We start from the raw sequence: 16,250 nt of genomic DNA, 5'->3' as shown, positions 1-16,250 counted from the left end.
TTATTATGCCTGATCAGAACGAAGAAAAAACAACATTAAATGAACCTGATGATACACAACCGGTATCCGATAGTTCAGTGATTATCGAAGAAAACAAAATTGAGTCATCTGTTATTTCGTATCCACCAGGCAAAAAAGCGAATGTTAAACCTTATGATTTATCGGTCAAGCATCGGTTTATACCAGAACGTTTAACTGCTCTAGAAATTATTAATGAGCGTTTTGCACGTCAGTTTAGAATTGGGTTATTTAACCGATTACGTCGTAATACTGATGTCATAGCTTTACCTGTTGAACCTCATACTTTTGAAGAGTTTTCTGACACTTCATCGGCAAATCATTTAAATTTAGTACATCTTAACCCATTAAGAGGTACGAGTTTATTTTCATTTTCGCCTGAATTAGTCTTTATAATTGTTGATTCATTATTTGGAGGTGATGGACATTCGCCGCAAATAGAAACAGAAGGTCGAGAATTTACGCACACTGAACAACAAATCATTAACAGAGTATTGGAATTAGCATTAGTTATTTATCAAAATTCATGGGCAGATGTCTACCCGATTGAAGCCCAATATGTTCGTTCTGAAATGCAAAGTAAATTTACTAATATTACTAATTCACCTGATGATATTGTATTAACAACCAAATTTAAAGTTGAAGTTGGTCACAGTAAAGCAACATTTTGTGTTTGTATTCCTTATTCAATGGTTGAACCCATTAAAGAATTACTAATAAAACCCCCTGCTGAGCAAAAAACGTATCAAGATGATAATGTCTGGATGAGTTCATTAACTAGTGGCATCAAACATTCAGCAGTCGAATTGGTCGCTAATTTTACCAAAATTAATACAACTGTAGATAAATTACTAACACTAAAAGTCAATGATATTTTAGTGATAGAAAAACCAACTAATATTGATGTAACTGTCGGAGGAGTGCCTATCTTAACGGGTAATTACGGCAAAATGAATAAACAATATGCAGTTCAAGTTGAACAGGTCATTAACCCTGTATTAGAACAATTGCATGAAGGAGTGTTTAATGACTGATATCAAACAAAATAGTGACGAGAATCAAAACGCCACCATAACAAACGATGAATTAATGACAAAAGAAGCTGTGTTTGAAACACTATCGCCACAACAAACAGAAGATAAACAGCAAGATATCAACCTTATCCTTGATATCCCTGTAAATTTGAGTGTTGAGCTTGGCAGAACCAAAATGGCGATTAAAGATCTATTAAATTTAACCCAAGGCTCCATTATTGCATTAGATGGGCAAGCAGGTGAGCCTTTAGATATATTAATTAATGGTTATTTAATTGCACAAGGTGAAATTGTGGTTGTGGGAGATAATTATGGGGTACGCATTATGGATATTATTACCCCATCAGAACGTGTACGCAGGTTGAGCCGTTAATGCCTGTTAACATCACAAATTTGGCTCAATCTCAGGCTACAATAACAAGCACAAATGCTCTATCAACGCCACCTTCAGAGTTTAATATTTACACACAAGTTGGAACGTCCATGGGGATGTCATTTATTGGTATTATCGGTGTTATTTTACTGCTTGGATGGTTAGTTAGACGCCTAGGTTTAAAAAAAACAACGAATCAATTTATGGACATAAAAGCCACATATAGCCTATCGCCCAAAGAGCATATTATTTTAGTTCATGTGGATCAACAGTTATTAGTAGTTGGCGTGACGCCTCAACAAATGACATTACTGCATACCATTAATGAACAACGTACTGAAATATTACTTTCGACAAAAACAAATAAGGCAAACTTTTCGAAAAATAATCTATTTCAGCAAATATTACAATCAACTTTAAAATCAAAAAAGGAGTAATAACAAGTGAGGTTAAAATTAATCATTTTACTAAGCTTATTGTTACTTAGCCTACCTAGTCATGCTGAGGTTTATCCTCTTTCTGTTATTACTCAAACAGCACAAAGTGGTGAACAACATTGGGCATTACCAGTAGAAACATTAGTTGTTTTAACATTACTGACATTTATACCAGCAATATTATTATTGATGACTAGCTTTACGCGCATCATTATTGTGCTAGGTTTGTTACGTAATGCGCTAGGCACCCCCTCTGCGCCACCTAATCAGGTTATTTTAGGAATTGCACTATTTATGACCTTTTTTATTATGTCCCCCGTTATTGATAAAATTTATCAAGATGCTTATATACCTTACTCGCAAAATCAAATCACTATGCAAGAGGGGTTAACTACAGCTGCTAAACCACTGAGGGAATTTATGTTAACTCAAACCCGTGAAAATGATTTATCGCTATTTGTTAACATGTCGCATGAAACGAATATTCAAACACGTGAAGATATCCCTTTAAAAGTACTTATTCCTGCTTTTGTAGTAAGTGAGTTAAAAACAGCTTTTCAGATAGGTTTTACAATTTTTATTCCTTTCTTAGTGATTGATTTAGTCATTGCCAGCACACTTATGGCATTAGGCATGATGATGGTGCCACCAGCAACGGTATCACTGCCATTTAAATTAATGCTATTTGTATTGGCTGACGGTTGGCACTTGCTATTAGGTTCATTAGCCCAAAGCTTTTTTAGTTAAAACTAACATTAGTTAAAAACAGTAGATGAATAAAGGCAAATTAGCTAAACATAATTCAATTAAGAAGTTATTTCATCAACCATTCATTAAACAAGGTAAAATTAAGGAATTATATGTCAACTGAATCTATTAGCGCCCTTGCAATACAGGCAATCAAAGTAGCAGCATCATTGGCAAGCCCTATACTTCTCGCCGCTTTAGTGACAGGCTTAATCATTAGTTTATTACAAGCGGCGACACAAATTAATGAAATGACATTATCTTTCATTCCTAAAATTTTAGCGGTGATTATTGTATTAATTGTGCTTGGACCGACAATGCTATCGACAATGACAGATTTCATCAAAATGGCTCTTACCAATATCCCTAATTTAACTAGCTAAATTTAATGAATCTTAATATTAATGATTTATTCAATATTGATTATTTTATTTTAATTCGCAACTGCTTTTTCCCGTTTGTGCGGATTCTAGCATTGATAATGGTTGCCCCCATTACCGGAGAAAGAGAAATACCCAAGCGAGTAAAAATAGGATTAGCTTTACTCATTGCAATTCTGCTACCTTTACCACAAATTAACGAAAATATAAGCCTCTACTCATTTGAAGGAATATGGGTTATTTCGCAACAAATTCTCATTGGTACTGTAATTGGTTTAACAATGCAATTTGCCTTTATGACAGTTAGGATGGCAGGTGAATTAATTGGTATGCAAATGGGGCTTGGCATGGCTACATTTTTTGATCCAATTGGTGGACCTTCAACCTCAGTATTATCTCGTTTAATTAACCTAACCGCTTTATTACTCTTCCTTAGCTTAGACGGCCATTTATGGTTACTTTATGGTTTAGCTAACAGTTTTGATATCATACCTGTTAGCAAAATACCACTAAACAGTAATGGGTATTTAATGCTAATTGATGTCAGCCGTCTACTTTTTATCAATGGAATCATGTTAGCTCTACCATTAATGACTCTACTATTAATCATTAATATGGCATTAGGATTATTAAACAGAATAACTCCTCAATTATCGATATTTGTTGTTGGCTATCCTTTAACTTTATTATTAGGGCTAATCATGCTAGCTTATTTAATGTCGATGCTACCCGCCTTTGCCGAGTTTATTTTTGAACAAATATTCGAACGTATTTCAATGATGCTAGGGGCGTTTTTAAGATAAAGGAATTAACACTTAAATCAAATTTTCCCCAACAAACTAAAGTGAATACTATAGGTATAAGGAATAGAAAGATCTTTTTATTAAACTTAAATTACCTAAACTATCCCCCCAACAAATAGAAATCTAATTAAAAAAGCGAATTCACTATTGACGACAGATGGAGTTGTTCTGTTGATAAGGTCTCCATACGTATATCCTTACTAAAATAGCGGTAAGTAAAAAATAAAATGATCAATAGGGCAATAATGAAAAGGTAATGCTTACTTATTAGTCGCAGTTCCATCTTGTTTATTAACTTCAAGTAATATATCGACAACGGCACTCAAGGCAAATTTTTGCGTAGTTGACTCTTTTTATGCGGAAGCTCTATCGGTAAATGCATACGGGCTTTAATACGATCAATGGGGATTTTCACCGAACACTTAGGTACCGTGCCATCGCCATTACCTTTTGCCGGTTTAAGAGTGTAACATTCGGTAATATTGCCTTTATAATATGTAATTCATTTGTGAAATAATAAAATTGATTATCGAAAAGTAATATGCCCTTTTTAAATAATCAAAGGAGTTAATCTTCGTCTTTAATTTAGTTCAATTCTACTATTTACGATAGGCAATAGCTGGGAATTTGTTAATTATCACAGCACTTATTTTGGAATAGTCTATAAAAGATATTTACGCGATAAGATAAAACCCATTTTTTAAAACCAGTTTAGATACCGCGTAAATTTTGATGATTTTATTTGCTTTTTTGCTCTTCACGAGTTAATTTTTTCATTTTTTGTTCAATGCGCTGGCGTTTTAATGGTGATAGATAATCAACAAAGAGCTTACCTTTTAAGTGATCCATTTCATGTTGAATACAAATCGCAAGCAATTCATCGGCTTCAATTTCGTAAGGTTTGCCATTACGATCGAGTGCTTTAATTTTGATTTTTTCAGCCCTTGGCACAAAACCTCGACAATCGGGTACCGATAAGCATCCTTCTTCAATACCTGTTTCACCTTCTTGGCTAATCACTTCTGGATTAATAATCACATAAACATGGCTTTTATCTTCTGTTACATCAATCACAATAATTTGTTCATGTATATTTACTTGTGTAGCTGCAAGCCCTATTCCATTTTCGGCGTACATGGTTTCAACCATATTATCAATAGTGGTTTGTAATTCTGGCGTAAACGCTGTAACAGGTTTTGCAATTTTGCGTAGTCGCTCATCAGGAAAACGTAATACTGGTAAAATAGCCATAAATTCTTCGATCTACTCCTCAAATGTTTGGGTTTTCAATATTGTGGACATTGTAAATGTTTATAGTGTCTGTGAATAGCCTTTGTTGGCTATTGATAATATTTATCTTATCAATTCAACCCCCATAATTATATTTGAATGATGAATAACAATAATGAGTAACTATGAATTTTTATTACGAATTTCAATGCTAGGGCAAGGTAAACTTGTAATTTTTAAAAAAATTAGCCAATTTTTTACAGCTGGTCTTCCAAAGAAGATAAAAAATGTTGATTTTATTTTGGATAAAATAGGGTTAAGCGAAACGCAAAAATTTTGCTTTTGGGATGTTTCTTATCTGCATTTTGAACCTATTCTGGACTGGTTATACAGTTCTGGCTTTCAAAAACACCTTATTGCTTACTGTGATGTTGATTACCCTTTATTACTTAAGCAGATCAAAGCCCCACCACTTTTGCTTTTTGTTATAGGCAATAAACAATTATTGCAAACACCGCAAATTGCTATGGTAGGCAGTCGCCAATTTAGTGAATATGGAGCACAATGGGGACGATTTTTTGCTAGCGAATTGGCCATTAATGGGTTAACTATCACAAGCGGTTTAGCATTAGGGCTAGATGCGATTTGTCATCGAGGAGCGCTTGAAGTATCTGGCAATACAATTGCGGTTTTAGGCAGCGGTGTTGCCAATATTGTGCCTAGAACAAATCTTAAACTTGCAAATGATATTTTGGCACAAAACGGCGCATTAGTGTCTGAGTTTTTACCTTTCAAGGAGGCAAGATCAGAATATTTTCCTAGGCGTAACCGTATTATTAGCGGATTGAGTTTGGGCACTTTTGTGATTGAAGCTTCGGAAAAAAGTGGATCGCTAATCACCGCACGTTATGCGCTTGAGCAAAATCGTGATGTGTTTGCCTTACCAGGGGAAATTGATAATGAAAATTGCCACGGCACCCATTATTTAATCAAGCAAGGGGCTTATTTAGTAACGCAACCAACCGATATTTTAGAACACTATTGCGGTTATTTGTCGATTAATAATAGTTCAACCAATCAATATACAGAATCAACACAGACTGTTTTGTACCCTGACATTTTTGCTGTGATTCATCATGAGCCAATCCCTGTTGATTTGATTGCTGAGCAGGTAAATTTATCAATAGCCGAGATAACCGTTAAATTGTTAGATATGGAACTAGCAGGATTAATTAAAACTGTTACAGGCGGTTATATTCGCAATCGAGTCATTTAAAAAATTTTTTTAAAAGCTTTAGAAAGATAGGCTGTTAAATATAAACTCCGCCGATAGACATCGGCGGTATAAACTATTTTTATTTATCTTCAATTTCTAGCGCAATTTCTGAAAGAATAATGCCTGTATTATCAGCATAGACAAAATCCCCCGAAAAGAAGGTTACACCGCCAAAATTAACTCTAATGTCTAGTTCACCAACCCCTTGATCTTCAGCTCCCACTGGAATTGCAGCTAATGCTTGTATTCCAATTTCAGCTTCAGCAAGGTAATCCACCTGTCGAACGGCACCATACACAATAATTCCTTCCCATTGATTTTGAACGGCAATATCGATTAGTTCTGCGTCAATTAATGCACGACGAACAGACCCCCCTCCATCAATAACAAGGATTTTACCTGATCCATTTGATTGTAAAATTTCATATAGTAACCCGTTATCTTCAAAACATTTCACTGTTACGGCCTGACCTGAAAATGATGCTACGCCACCAAAATTACTGAATATTGGTTCCACCACGTTAACATCTTCTGGGTAATAATCACAAAGAATTGAAGTATCAAACTCCATAGTCAAGTCTCCTTTAGCCTTCATATTTAAGTTTATCTAGTATAACCCCAACATTGAGTAACACGATATTAAATTTAAATAAACGTGAACTAGCTCAACATAATACCAGAACAATAAAGTAAATTAGTTAATAAAGCAAGCTTGACCATCTGCAACAATAAAGGTGTGGCATCTTTTGCTGTTTTAAACCGAAAAACAGCAAAAATATGTTTGATAAACAGTGGTGATATCAGCATAAATAGCCATGCCCAAATCGATTGTAATGTATGGTAAGCAAATAAACTAAAGCAGAATAATGCAGCTATTAATAAGATGAGATGATAAATCTGCCCTAGCTTTTTTCCTATTAATACAATTAAAGTTCGTTTATGATTTTTTTTGTCACTTTCAAGATCACGTAAATTGTTAATATTGAGTACTGCAACTGATAATAAACCACAACCTAATGCTGGAAATATAATAAAAAATGACAATGTTTTGGTTTGTAAGTAATAACTTCCTATTACGCCGATTAAACCAAAAAATATTAATACCGATAAATCACCAAGACCTATATATCCATAAGGCTTTTTGCCAACAGTGTAAGTAATAGCAGCAATAATTGATAGTAATCCTAGCACGATAAAACCGTATAATTCATACAGGGTGTTACAAGCAAGAGTGAGTAAACTTATTCCAGCAAAAACACATAATATTATGTTAATTTGTAAAGCAATTTTTAATTGCTTGAGGGTAATTAAACCTAGCTGAATTCCTCTAGCGTGTGCAGTAAGATTTAGTTTGTCGGTCCCTTTAATGGCATCGCCATAATCATTAGCTAAGTTAGAAAGAATTTGCAATAACGAAGCTGTAATGATTGCCAGTAACATTATCCAAAAATTAAATTGATACTGCCAGTAAGCCAGTGCATTACCTACTACTATTGAACAAAGCGAAAGCGGTAGTGTTTTTAAGCGTAAACTGATCATCCATGGGTAATATTTCATGTACATTAATAATTTATTTAATTGAATAAAAATTTTTTAGCAATCATAACAGGAATAAAAACAGGGTTCACGCTATCAATAATGAAAATGCTATTTTATAAAAAGCGGTGATATTAGACGATGTTATTACTCTATTTCTATAAGATTGCTATGCTAATAATTACCGTTAACACTTCGAAGCACTGTTATTAAAACAATTTTTAAATTAGTGCTTATCATATATCGGTTGGAGATAATTAAACGTTACAATTTATCGATTGTTTTTTTCATGTAGTTTTCTTTTTTAAATAATCGGCGTGCTCGACCTTCTCTTAACGCTGAAATAAACAAACCTAATGCACTGTATATTATACCAAGTAAAAGTATCATAAAAATATTATATAAATTATCTGATAAGCCTAGCCCCATTTGGTTTACACCTGCAATCATGTTGGTTGCCCAAGTAGAAGGGAGTAAATAGGTGACAAATTGTACCCAATGTGGCATAGCATCAATTGGCCAAATCGTTCCTGAAAGGTAGAATACCGGTGTGGTCAAAAATGCTAATGTTAGGTAGATCATTTCAGTTCGACGTAAACATTCGGTTAATAATTTGCTTAATCCTAATGCGCCTAATAGTAAGGGGAAAGTCATGGTTAATATTTCAATGATACCAGCCAATTGTCGATAACCAAGTACCCAAGGCCATAAACCAAATAGCACAATAGATAAAAATAACCAGATTGGTAATAAACCACATAAGCTACCTAAAATTACAATTTTAGGCGGTCTACCTTGAGGTAAAGAGTTTAAGGTTATATTTATGCGTGTTGAAGCAATTAAAAAAGAGTGTTGTAATAGCATGACTAATAAGCCAGGAAAGGTAATAGCTGCAAAGCTTATTCCTGCATTGTAAAGAGGCTCAGTTTGTGCTTTTATTGGCGATAAAATAATTTTAATTTGCTCATCTGAAAATCCAGAATTACGCATTATTCGTGTGTTGTATTGGGTTAATATTTGTTGATAGATACCTTTAATATCCACTTGAATCAATCCATTTGCTAAACGGCTTGATGCATCACCATAAGCTGGAATAGTCACTTCTTCACCACTTAATAGTCGTTTTTCAAAATCTCTAGGTATTGTGATAACCGCAAAAAGCTTACGATTATTGATGTCATCATATGCTTGTAGCGAACTTTCGTAGATAATTGTGCCAATTTTAGAACTGGTTTCTAATGATCTTATTAAACCGCGGCTAGTCGGAGTGTGATCTTGATCAACAATCGCAACAGGTAAGTTAGTTATTGTGCCATTAATATAGACTAAGCTCATCAATGAAACAGATAATAGTAGTAGTAACCATATCGGTCGCATTAACATTAAAAAGAATATTTTTAAAAATGAAGACCAAAACATTTTAAGCATTTGATTTATCCTTTTGCTGTTAATGCAAACGCTTTACTAGCCGTTTTCTAACTAACACGGTAATAATGATTGGGTAGATCATTAATATACCACAGGTTTTAAACACAGATAGGTAATTCGAATGCCGTAAAAAGAGATCGAATAATTTGTTAAGCGCATAGGTTAATGGTTCGAGCGATGAAATAAATCTGGCTATCCAAGGCATTGAAAGTTCAGGCACTACAATACCTGAATAAGTTAAGGCAAGTCCAACCAGTATACCAATATAAGTATAGGCATCAATTGCGTTTTTGGTAAAAGTAAATAGTAAAATACCGATACTTTGTGCTGCAATCACATAGAAAAATACGACGGTCATCATGGCAAAAGGCGAACCAGATACTTTGGCGTGAGAAAGCACAACTAACAAGGCAATTTCGAAAATGAGCAACATTGTATACCAAATAGTATAAGGTGCTAATTTTCCTAATACAAAAGGGTAGTTTGCTCGTGTCCGTTTTGGTAATTGCGATAAAATATAAATTGTTGTTGTGATAACAAATAATTGTAATAAATGGACCACCGCTGAAAACTGCTGGAAATATAGAGAGTTACCACTTGCATTAAATAAACCATCATAATTAAAATTGACTTTCGCAAGTGGTGGAACTGGCAATCCAATACTGGTTGCCAATGTGGTTCGATACTGTGTATTTAATACTGCAATTAATCCCGAGTAATCCATAATAGAATATAACCCTGCGCTGTAATATAATGCATTATAATAAAGCATAGGTGTTGGTTGACGACCTGATAAGACATCCGCCTCGAAATTTGGTGGAATATATAATATGGCGTAAATTTTTGCTTTTTGTAAATCTCGTTCCGCTACTGAAAGTTGGTTATCATAATTGATAAGGTTTGCATGTGCTCCAGCATTAAGATTACGTACGATTTCGCGTGATAATGTGCTTTTGTCTTGGTCAATATAAGCAACAGGCAGATCAAACAATACACCTCGGTAGAAGATACTGCTAATTATGACGAAAATAAGCAGTGGTAAAATCCACATTAACCAATGAGAAGTAAATCGCTTAAATATTTGCAATACTTCTTGATTATATGCTGTTTTGAAACGATTCCAGAAATCTAACATTAATTGTCTAATTTCCATAAGGTGCTCATACCTGCACGTAAACCTTCAATATGGGTAAGCGGATATAGTCTAACTTCAAAGGTTTTTAAATCAAAATCACCTGTTGCACGCGTTGCTCGTTTGGTCGCATAATCTCCCATTGGCGCAATATATCGAATTTCAGCTTCTATTTCTTTATTACCTAATGCTGGCACTTCAAGCTTAATGTGATCACCTTTATGTACGTTAGGCATAATATTTTCCCGAAGATTAAATACAAAGTAAGCATCTGGTAGGCGAATAACTGTTAATAATGGGCTATTAGCATTAAATAATTCACCAACTTCCGCAGGTATTGAACCAATTTCACCACCAACGGGAGCTTTAACTTGTAAATCATCATATTGAATTTGTAGCTGTTTAAGTTGTTCTTCGGCTTCTTTTAATTTTGCTGCGTAAATTTCACGCTGCTCAGTACGATCACCATTTTTAGCTTGATCTAAATTAGCTTGTGCTGATTGAACTTGTTGAAAGGCGGCATCACGAGTTTTTAACGCGCTATCTAATATGGATTGTGATACATAACCTTTAGCTGAGATAGCTTTGTTTCGATTATATTCTTTCAATGCATTTTCATAATTAACTTTCGCTTGTTCAAGTAGCGCTTCATAATAGCGAATGCTTTCTTCTCGTGTGCCATGATTAGATAACGCAACTTGAGCTTGGGCTTGTTCACATGCCGCTTCCGCTGCCTTGACTTGGGCTAATAACTCTGGGCTATCAAGTGTGATAAGAATATCATTAGGTTTAACATCATCTCCACGGTTAACATGGATAAGTTGTACACGACCTTTGGCTTTTGACGCAATACTAACATTAGGTGCGTCAACTTCACCTTGTAAAATAAGTTGGCTATTGTGTGAACGTATTAATATCGTCATGGAGATTAAAATAACGATTAATACAATACTAATAAAAGTTTTTTTATTCATAAAATTCTTTATAGAGTGATATTAAAAAGATAAGACATAGAGAATTAAGGCAATTCTATGTAGAATTAAAATAACATACGAGAAAATCCTTCCGTGCATTATACGAAAAGTGCCTTAATTGCACAAGTTAACCCATACTGAATTTAAAATTGGCACAATATTTATCCTATATTTAATCGATTGGAAGCAAACTTTGTTATTAAAATAAACTATTTTAATAATTGTAAATATGGATTTTAATAGTTTTTATTTATAAATGATATTAGTCAAAAGGCTATAGATAAAAACCTACTTATTTAGTATGATATTTATAATTGTGATTATAAGGTAGAAAAAAAAGTATGAAAAAAATAATTATTGTTGGCGGTGGTGCTGGTGGTTTTGAGTTAGCCACTGATCTTGGCAATAAATTGGGTAAAAATCAAGAAGTCCAAATTACGTTAATCGATAAAAATAGTTATCACATTTGGAAACCCCTTTTACATGAAGTTGCAACAGGCGTACTAGATGAACAAGTGGATAATATCTATTATGCAGCACAAGCCCTACAACATCATTTTCAATTCACACAAGGTGCCTTTACTAATATTGACCACGATAATAAGCAAGTTGTTATCGTTGATTCTAATAATGAAACTATTTCTATTGCCTATGATATTTTAGTCATAGCAATAGGTAGTACTTCTAATGATTTTGGTACTCCAGGCGTTAAAGAACATTGTATCTTTTTGGACGATCAAAATGCAGCACTCCAGCTACGTGAGTTATTGTTATCAAAATTTGCTGATTTTTGCTCTAATACCAATAAGTTTGAAGACAAAATTCGTGTTGCCATTGTAGGCGGTGGTGCAACCGGTGTTGAATTAGCATCTGAGTTACCACATATGGTTGATGAATTTGGCACATGTCGACAAAATGGTATGTGCTCAGATCAATTAGATATATCAGTTATTGAAGCAACAGATCGTATTTTACCTGCTCTTCCTGAAAAAACTGCATTAAGTATTACCAAAACTTTAGAAAATCAAGGTATTCATGTGTTAACTAAAACGATGATTACTAAAGCAGAAAGAGATGGATTTTATCCCAAAGAAGGCGATACCATAAAAGCGGATATTATGATCTGGACAGCAGGTGTAAAAGCGCCTGATTATTTAAAACAAATTGCAAGTTTAGAATCAAGCCGTTCTAATCAATTAGTAGTAAAACCAACATTACAAACAACACGTGATGATAACATTTTTGTTATTGGTGATTGTGCTTATGCTATGCAAGATTCAGGTCGTGCATCACCACCAACAGCACAAGCAGCTCATCAAATGGCTAAAATTTGTTGTAGCAATATTATCCGTATGATAAACAATCAACCAATGAAATCCTTTAAATATACCGATAATGGGACCATTATTTCATTGCATAATACAGCACAAGGTGTCATTAAATTAGCTGGTAAAAGTGAAATGGGTGTTAAAGGTTGGTTTGCAATGATAATTCATCGTTTATTATATCGCATGCATCAAGCAAACTTAATTGGTATTTTTAGAACAATTCGTTTTTCTTGTGCTAGTAAAGTAATGTACAAAACCAAATCTTCTTCTATTTTTACCAAAAGAAATTAGCCCTCACTTTCTATTATTAATAGCTACTTTGAATATATATTTTTTGAAGTAGCTTTTTATATTTTCTGTAATATTGACTGTTTTTATCGGTAAGTTCAATGCATCCGATTTTAATGTTTATGTTGTTGTTAATAAATTTGATAACAAGTGTTGGTGATCAACCACAAAATAATGGGGGATTTGATTCTTTAATCTTCACAGTCAGGAAAGAGTAAAAATGTTGAACAAGAAAAAGACTCTCCTTATAGTTGTATAGGAATTATTTTTAATATAAATTAAAATGTTAGTTTCTCTAAATGGGAAGTAAAGGGATTTACAAGCCGCTAAAAAGCCGATTTCTCATGGAAAAATAAAAATTACATTATAAAATATTTAAAAACTCACAATTTATTTAATAATAAGATCACTAAATTCAAGAAAGTAGCAAGCACTTTTGAAGTGCAAGCCTTATGATATCTGGTTTAACTGGAAGAATAATTACATTTACTATTGTGAATTAGTATGGAAGGTTGATGATACGGATACTTAATCTAAAAATTGGTAAGTTGCAGACATTAAAGAATTTTACCTTTCACTTCCTGTAGTAAAGCAGAAAATAAAAGGACACCATGGCAGTAAAATCCTCTTTTACCAAGAATCAGCTATTTCCCTTGTTTCAATGTTTAATTCGCCATGATTGATAACCATTAGTTTAACGTAATGATAATTTTTTTATTGGTGCAAAACTTTTTCGATATAAATGGTTTATGCCATGTGTTTCAATTGCCGCTAAATGCGCTTTTGTAGGATAGCCTTTATGCTGTGCAAGGCCATATTGTGGGTAAAGTTTACCTAACTCAACCATTTCACGATCACGTGTAACTTTAGCTAAAATAGACGCTGCACTAATTTCTGCTACTAATAAATCACCTTTAACAACGGCTTGGGTTTGTATACCAAAATCAGGACAACGGTTGCCGTCAACTAATACAAAGTTGGGCTTTACTTTCAATCCAATCACTGCTCGTTGCATAGCTAGCATGGTGGCATGTAAAATATTTAATTTATCTATTTCTTCAACGGAAGCCCTTGCAACACACCAAGCTAAGGCATTTTCTTTGATGATATCAAATAGTTGTTCACGTTTTTTTTCAGTCAATTTTTTAGAGTCCGTTAAACCAATTATTGGTTTATTGGGATCTAAAATCACTGCTGCGGTGACTACATCACCACAAAGTGGACCACGCCCAACTTCGTCAACCCCAGCAATTAGTGTAGCATCAGGGTAAGTAAATTCTAATAACAAAGTAAATCCTCTAACATTACTCTACAGGTATTATTCTTTTAAAATATCCAATACAGCTTGTGCTGCTTGTTCATCAGCGTTACAACGGATTTGTTTATGCAATGTGAGAAAGGTATCTTTCAATGCTAAATTATCTTTCTCTAAAAAAGGGATAATATGGGTAACGATATTTTCTGGTGTGCAGTCTTGTTGTAGCAATTCGGGCACAATCTGTTTACCTGCTAAAATATTAGGTAAAGACACGTAAGGCGTTTTAATTAATTTTTTAGCTAGCCAAAAAGTAAATACTTTCATTTTGTAGCCAACCACCATTGGGCACTTAGCTAACATGCATTCTAATGCTACAGTCCCTGATGCTAAGATTGCGGCATTACTAGCAATCATTGCTTCACGAGCTTGTCCGTCTAATAGTTGCATTTTAAGTTCTGGTGCAACTTGTGCTTTAATTTGTTCAAACTCTTTTCGCCTTTTAGCATTAACTAGAGGTACCACAATATGCAAATCCGAATAACGCTTATGCAATAATTGAGCTGCTTTTAAAAATGGTTCTGATAATAAAGTGACTTCAGCATAACGGCTACCTGGCAATAAAACTAAACAACGACAATTGATTGGAACGCCTAATTGTTGACGCATAGCGGTTTGATCTGGTTTTAATGGAATATCATCTGCCATTTTATGACCAATGAAACGACATGGCACATTAAACTTGTCATAAAATACCTTTTCAAATGGAAGAAAAGCTAAAATAAGGTTGGTATTACGTTTTATTTTAAAAACGCGCTTTTGCTTCCAAGCCCAAACCGATGGGCTAACATAATGAATCGTTTTTATGCCTGCTCGCTTTAATTTTCCTTCTAACGGAAGGTTAAAATCTGGGGCATCAATACCAATAAATATATCAGGTTTAAGTGCTATTAAACGCTCGGTAATATCTTTGCGAATTGCTAAGATCCGGCGTAATCGGCCTAGTACCTCAATAATCCCCATAACGGATAATTCATCCATTTCATACCAAGCTTGACAGCCTTCGGCTTGCATTTTAGGACCAGCAATACCCACAAAGTGAATATTTGGATAATGTTTTTTTAGTGCAAGAATCAATCCTGCACCAAGAATATCGCCAGAGGCTTCTCCTGCAATGATCGCAATTGTTAACGGTTTATTTGTCATTAACGGATAATGCCGCGTGTTGAACGTGCAAAAAAGTCAATAAATAGTTTAATTTCTGGGTATTGCTTAGCAATAGTTTCAATTTCAATTTTTGCATCGTCTAACATTAAACCATTCCTATAAAGAATTTTATAAGCACTGCGTATGGCTTGTAATGCTTCCTTGCCAAACCCTCTGCGTTTTAAACCTTCGTAATTTACGCCATGTGGCGTTGCATGATTGCCTTGTGCAATAACATAAGGGGGAACATCTTGTGCAACACCAGAACAGCCACCAACCATAACATGGGCTCCAATTACACAAAACTGATGTACCGCAGTCATACCACCAATAATGACATAATCATCTAGTTGAACATGCCCTCCAAGAGTAGCGTTATTAGCTAAAATGCAGCGATTACCAACATGGCAATCATGTGCAATATGCGAATTAATCATCAAGAGATTATCGCTACCAATACGGGTTAACTCCCCTCCTTGTACTGTTCCACGATGGATAGTCACGCTTTCGCGAATCATATTGCGATCACCGATTTCAGTACGTGTTGGTTCACCTCGATATTTCAGATCTTGGTTAACTTCTCCGATGGAAGTGAATTGATAAATTTGATTATCCTTGCCAATTTTGGTGTGTCCGTTGATAACAACGTGTGACTTTAAAAACGTCCCGTCACCAATTTCAACATTTTCACCAATAAAGCAGAAAGGACCAATTTTGACGTTATCGCCAATTTTCGCACCTTTCTCAATCACTGAACTTGGATGTATTTCCGTTGCCATAGTGTTTCCTTGAAACTGCTTTTAGG

Annotated in this window: 17 protein-coding genes; 8 read left to right on the top strand and 9 right to left on the bottom strand. The window is 34.4% G+C overall.

Features of this window, described 5'->3' with window-relative positions; all coding sequences use genetic code 11:
• The first annotated feature begins 5 nt into the window (after positions 1 to 5).
• The 6 genes from fliM (at position 6) to fliR (ending at position 3,792) form a co-directional block, all read left to right on the top strand.
• Positions 6 to 1,052: a flagellar motor switch protein FliM gene (fliM, locus tag A9G34_RS02970; RefSeq protein ID WP_051825344.1), complete on the top strand. Its 1,047-nt coding sequence runs from the start codon at positions 6 to 8 to the stop codon at positions 1,050 to 1,052.
• Positions 1,045 to 1,425 carry a flagellar motor switch protein FliN gene (gene fliN / locus A9G34_RS02965; RefSeq protein WP_034947247.1) on the top strand — a complete coding sequence of 127 codons (381 nt, stop codon included), beginning with the start codon at positions 1,045 to 1,047 and terminating at the stop codon, positions 1,423 to 1,425. Before fliM ends, fliN begins: the two co-directional genes overlap by 8 nt.
• The gene (gene fliO / locus A9G34_RS02960; RefSeq protein WP_065568822.1) at positions 1,425 to 1,862 is read left to right on the top strand and encodes a flagellar biosynthetic protein FliO; all 438 of its coding nucleotides are present in this window, start codon (positions 1,425 to 1,427) and stop codon (positions 1,860 to 1,862) included. The genes fliN and fliO overlap by 1 nt, the downstream gene beginning before the upstream one ends.
• A gap of 6 nt (positions 1,863 to 1,868) precedes the next feature.
• Positions 1,869 to 2,609, top strand: a complete 741-nt coding sequence (fliP, locus tag A9G34_RS02955; RefSeq protein WP_065568821.1) for a flagellar type III secretion system pore protein FliP — start codon at positions 1,869 to 1,871, stop codon at positions 2,607 to 2,609.
• Positions 2,610 to 2,722: 113 nt separating this feature from the next.
• Entirely contained in the window at positions 2,723 to 2,992 is a 270-nt protein-coding gene (fliQ, locus tag A9G34_RS02950; protein ID WP_034947256.1) for a flagellar biosynthesis protein FliQ, read from the top strand.
• A gap of 5 nt (positions 2,993 to 2,997) precedes the next feature.
• The gene (fliR, locus tag A9G34_RS02945) at positions 2,998 to 3,792 is read left to right on the top strand and encodes a flagellar biosynthetic protein FliR (protein WP_051825346.1); all 795 of its coding nucleotides are present in this window, start codon (positions 2,998 to 3,000) and stop codon (positions 3,790 to 3,792) included.
• 738 nt (positions 3,793 to 4,530) lie between these two features.
• Here fliR and def read toward each other — a convergent pair.
• Positions 4,531 to 5,043: a peptide deformylase gene (gene def / locus A9G34_RS02940; RefSeq protein WP_034947259.1), complete on the bottom strand. Its 513-nt coding sequence runs from the start codon at positions 5,041 to 5,043 to the stop codon at positions 4,531 to 4,533.
• A gap of 154 nt (positions 5,044 to 5,197) precedes the next feature.
• On the opposite strand from def, the gene dprA reads away from it, so the two are divergent.
• Positions 5,198 to 6,298: a DNA-processing protein DprA gene (dprA, locus tag A9G34_RS02935; protein WP_051825348.1), complete on the top strand. Its 1,101-nt coding sequence runs from the start codon at positions 5,198 to 5,200 to the stop codon at positions 6,296 to 6,298.
• A gap of 79 nt (positions 6,299 to 6,377) precedes the next feature.
• Here the strand turns inward: dprA and rraA are convergent, their stop codons facing one another.
• The 5 genes from rraA to A9G34_RS02910 all read right to left on the bottom strand — a co-directional run bounded on the left by rraA (position 6,378) and on the right by A9G34_RS02910 (position 11,368).
• Entirely contained in the window at positions 6,378 to 6,869 is a 492-nt protein-coding gene (gene rraA / locus A9G34_RS02930; protein WP_034947261.1) for a ribonuclease E activity regulator RraA, read from the bottom strand.
• An 89-nt stretch (positions 6,870 to 6,958) separates the two neighbouring features.
• Entirely contained in the window at positions 6,959 to 7,855 is an 897-nt protein-coding gene (locus tag A9G34_RS02925; RefSeq protein WP_218055664.1) for a 1,4-dihydroxy-2-naphthoate polyprenyltransferase, read from the bottom strand.
• Between the two features lie 243 nt (positions 7,856 to 8,098).
• Entirely contained in the window at positions 8,099 to 9,262 is a 1,164-nt protein-coding gene (locus A9G34_RS02920) for an ABC transporter permease (protein ID WP_034947265.1), read from the bottom strand.
• A gap of 19 nt (positions 9,263 to 9,281) precedes the next feature.
• A complete protein-coding gene (locus A9G34_RS02915) occupies positions 9,282 to 10,415 on the bottom strand; it encodes an ABC transporter permease (RefSeq protein WP_065568819.1) in 1,134 nt (377 codons plus the stop codon).
• A complete protein-coding gene (locus A9G34_RS02910) occupies positions 10,397 to 11,368 on the bottom strand; it encodes an HlyD family secretion protein (protein WP_034947271.1) in 972 nt (323 codons plus the stop codon). Before A9G34_RS02910 ends, A9G34_RS02915 begins: the two co-directional genes overlap by 19 nt.
• Before the next feature lie 341 nt (positions 11,369 to 11,709).
• Between A9G34_RS02910 and A9G34_RS02905 the strand changes: the two genes are divergently transcribed.
• Positions 11,710 to 12,987: an NAD(P)/FAD-dependent oxidoreductase gene (locus A9G34_RS02905; protein ID WP_065568818.1), complete on the top strand. Its 1,278-nt coding sequence runs from the start codon at positions 11,710 to 11,712 to the stop codon at positions 12,985 to 12,987.
• A 691-nt stretch (positions 12,988 to 13,678) separates the two neighbouring features.
• On the opposite strand, the gene rnhB is transcribed toward A9G34_RS02905, so the two are convergent.
• Genes rnhB through lpxA form a run of 3 tightly spaced genes read right to left on the bottom strand, consistent with a single transcriptional unit; the run spans position 13,679 to position 16,224 of the window.
• Entirely contained in the window at positions 13,679 to 14,272 is a 594-nt protein-coding gene (rnhB, locus tag A9G34_RS02900; protein ID WP_034947274.1) for a ribonuclease HII, read from the bottom strand.
• Between the two features lie 30 nt (positions 14,273 to 14,302).
• The gene (gene lpxB / locus A9G34_RS02895) at positions 14,303 to 15,445 is read right to left on the bottom strand and encodes a lipid-A-disaccharide synthase (protein WP_065568817.1); all 1,143 of its coding nucleotides are present in this window, start codon (positions 15,443 to 15,445) and stop codon (positions 14,303 to 14,305) included.
• A complete protein-coding gene (gene lpxA / locus A9G34_RS02890) occupies positions 15,445 to 16,224 on the bottom strand; it encodes an acyl-ACP--UDP-N-acetylglucosamine O-acyltransferase (RefSeq protein ID WP_034947280.1) in 780 nt (259 codons plus the stop codon). The genes lpxB and lpxA overlap by 1 nt, the downstream gene beginning before the upstream one ends.
• Between the last annotated feature and the right edge of the window lie 26 nt (positions 16,225 to 16,250).

Source organism: Gilliamella sp. Choc4-2, from assembly GCF_001690355.1.
GTDB classification, from domain to species: Bacteria; Pseudomonadota; Gammaproteobacteria; order Enterobacterales; family Orbaceae; genus Gilliamella; species Gilliamella apicola_A.
This window is presented reverse-complemented; position numbering and strand designations above follow the sequence as displayed.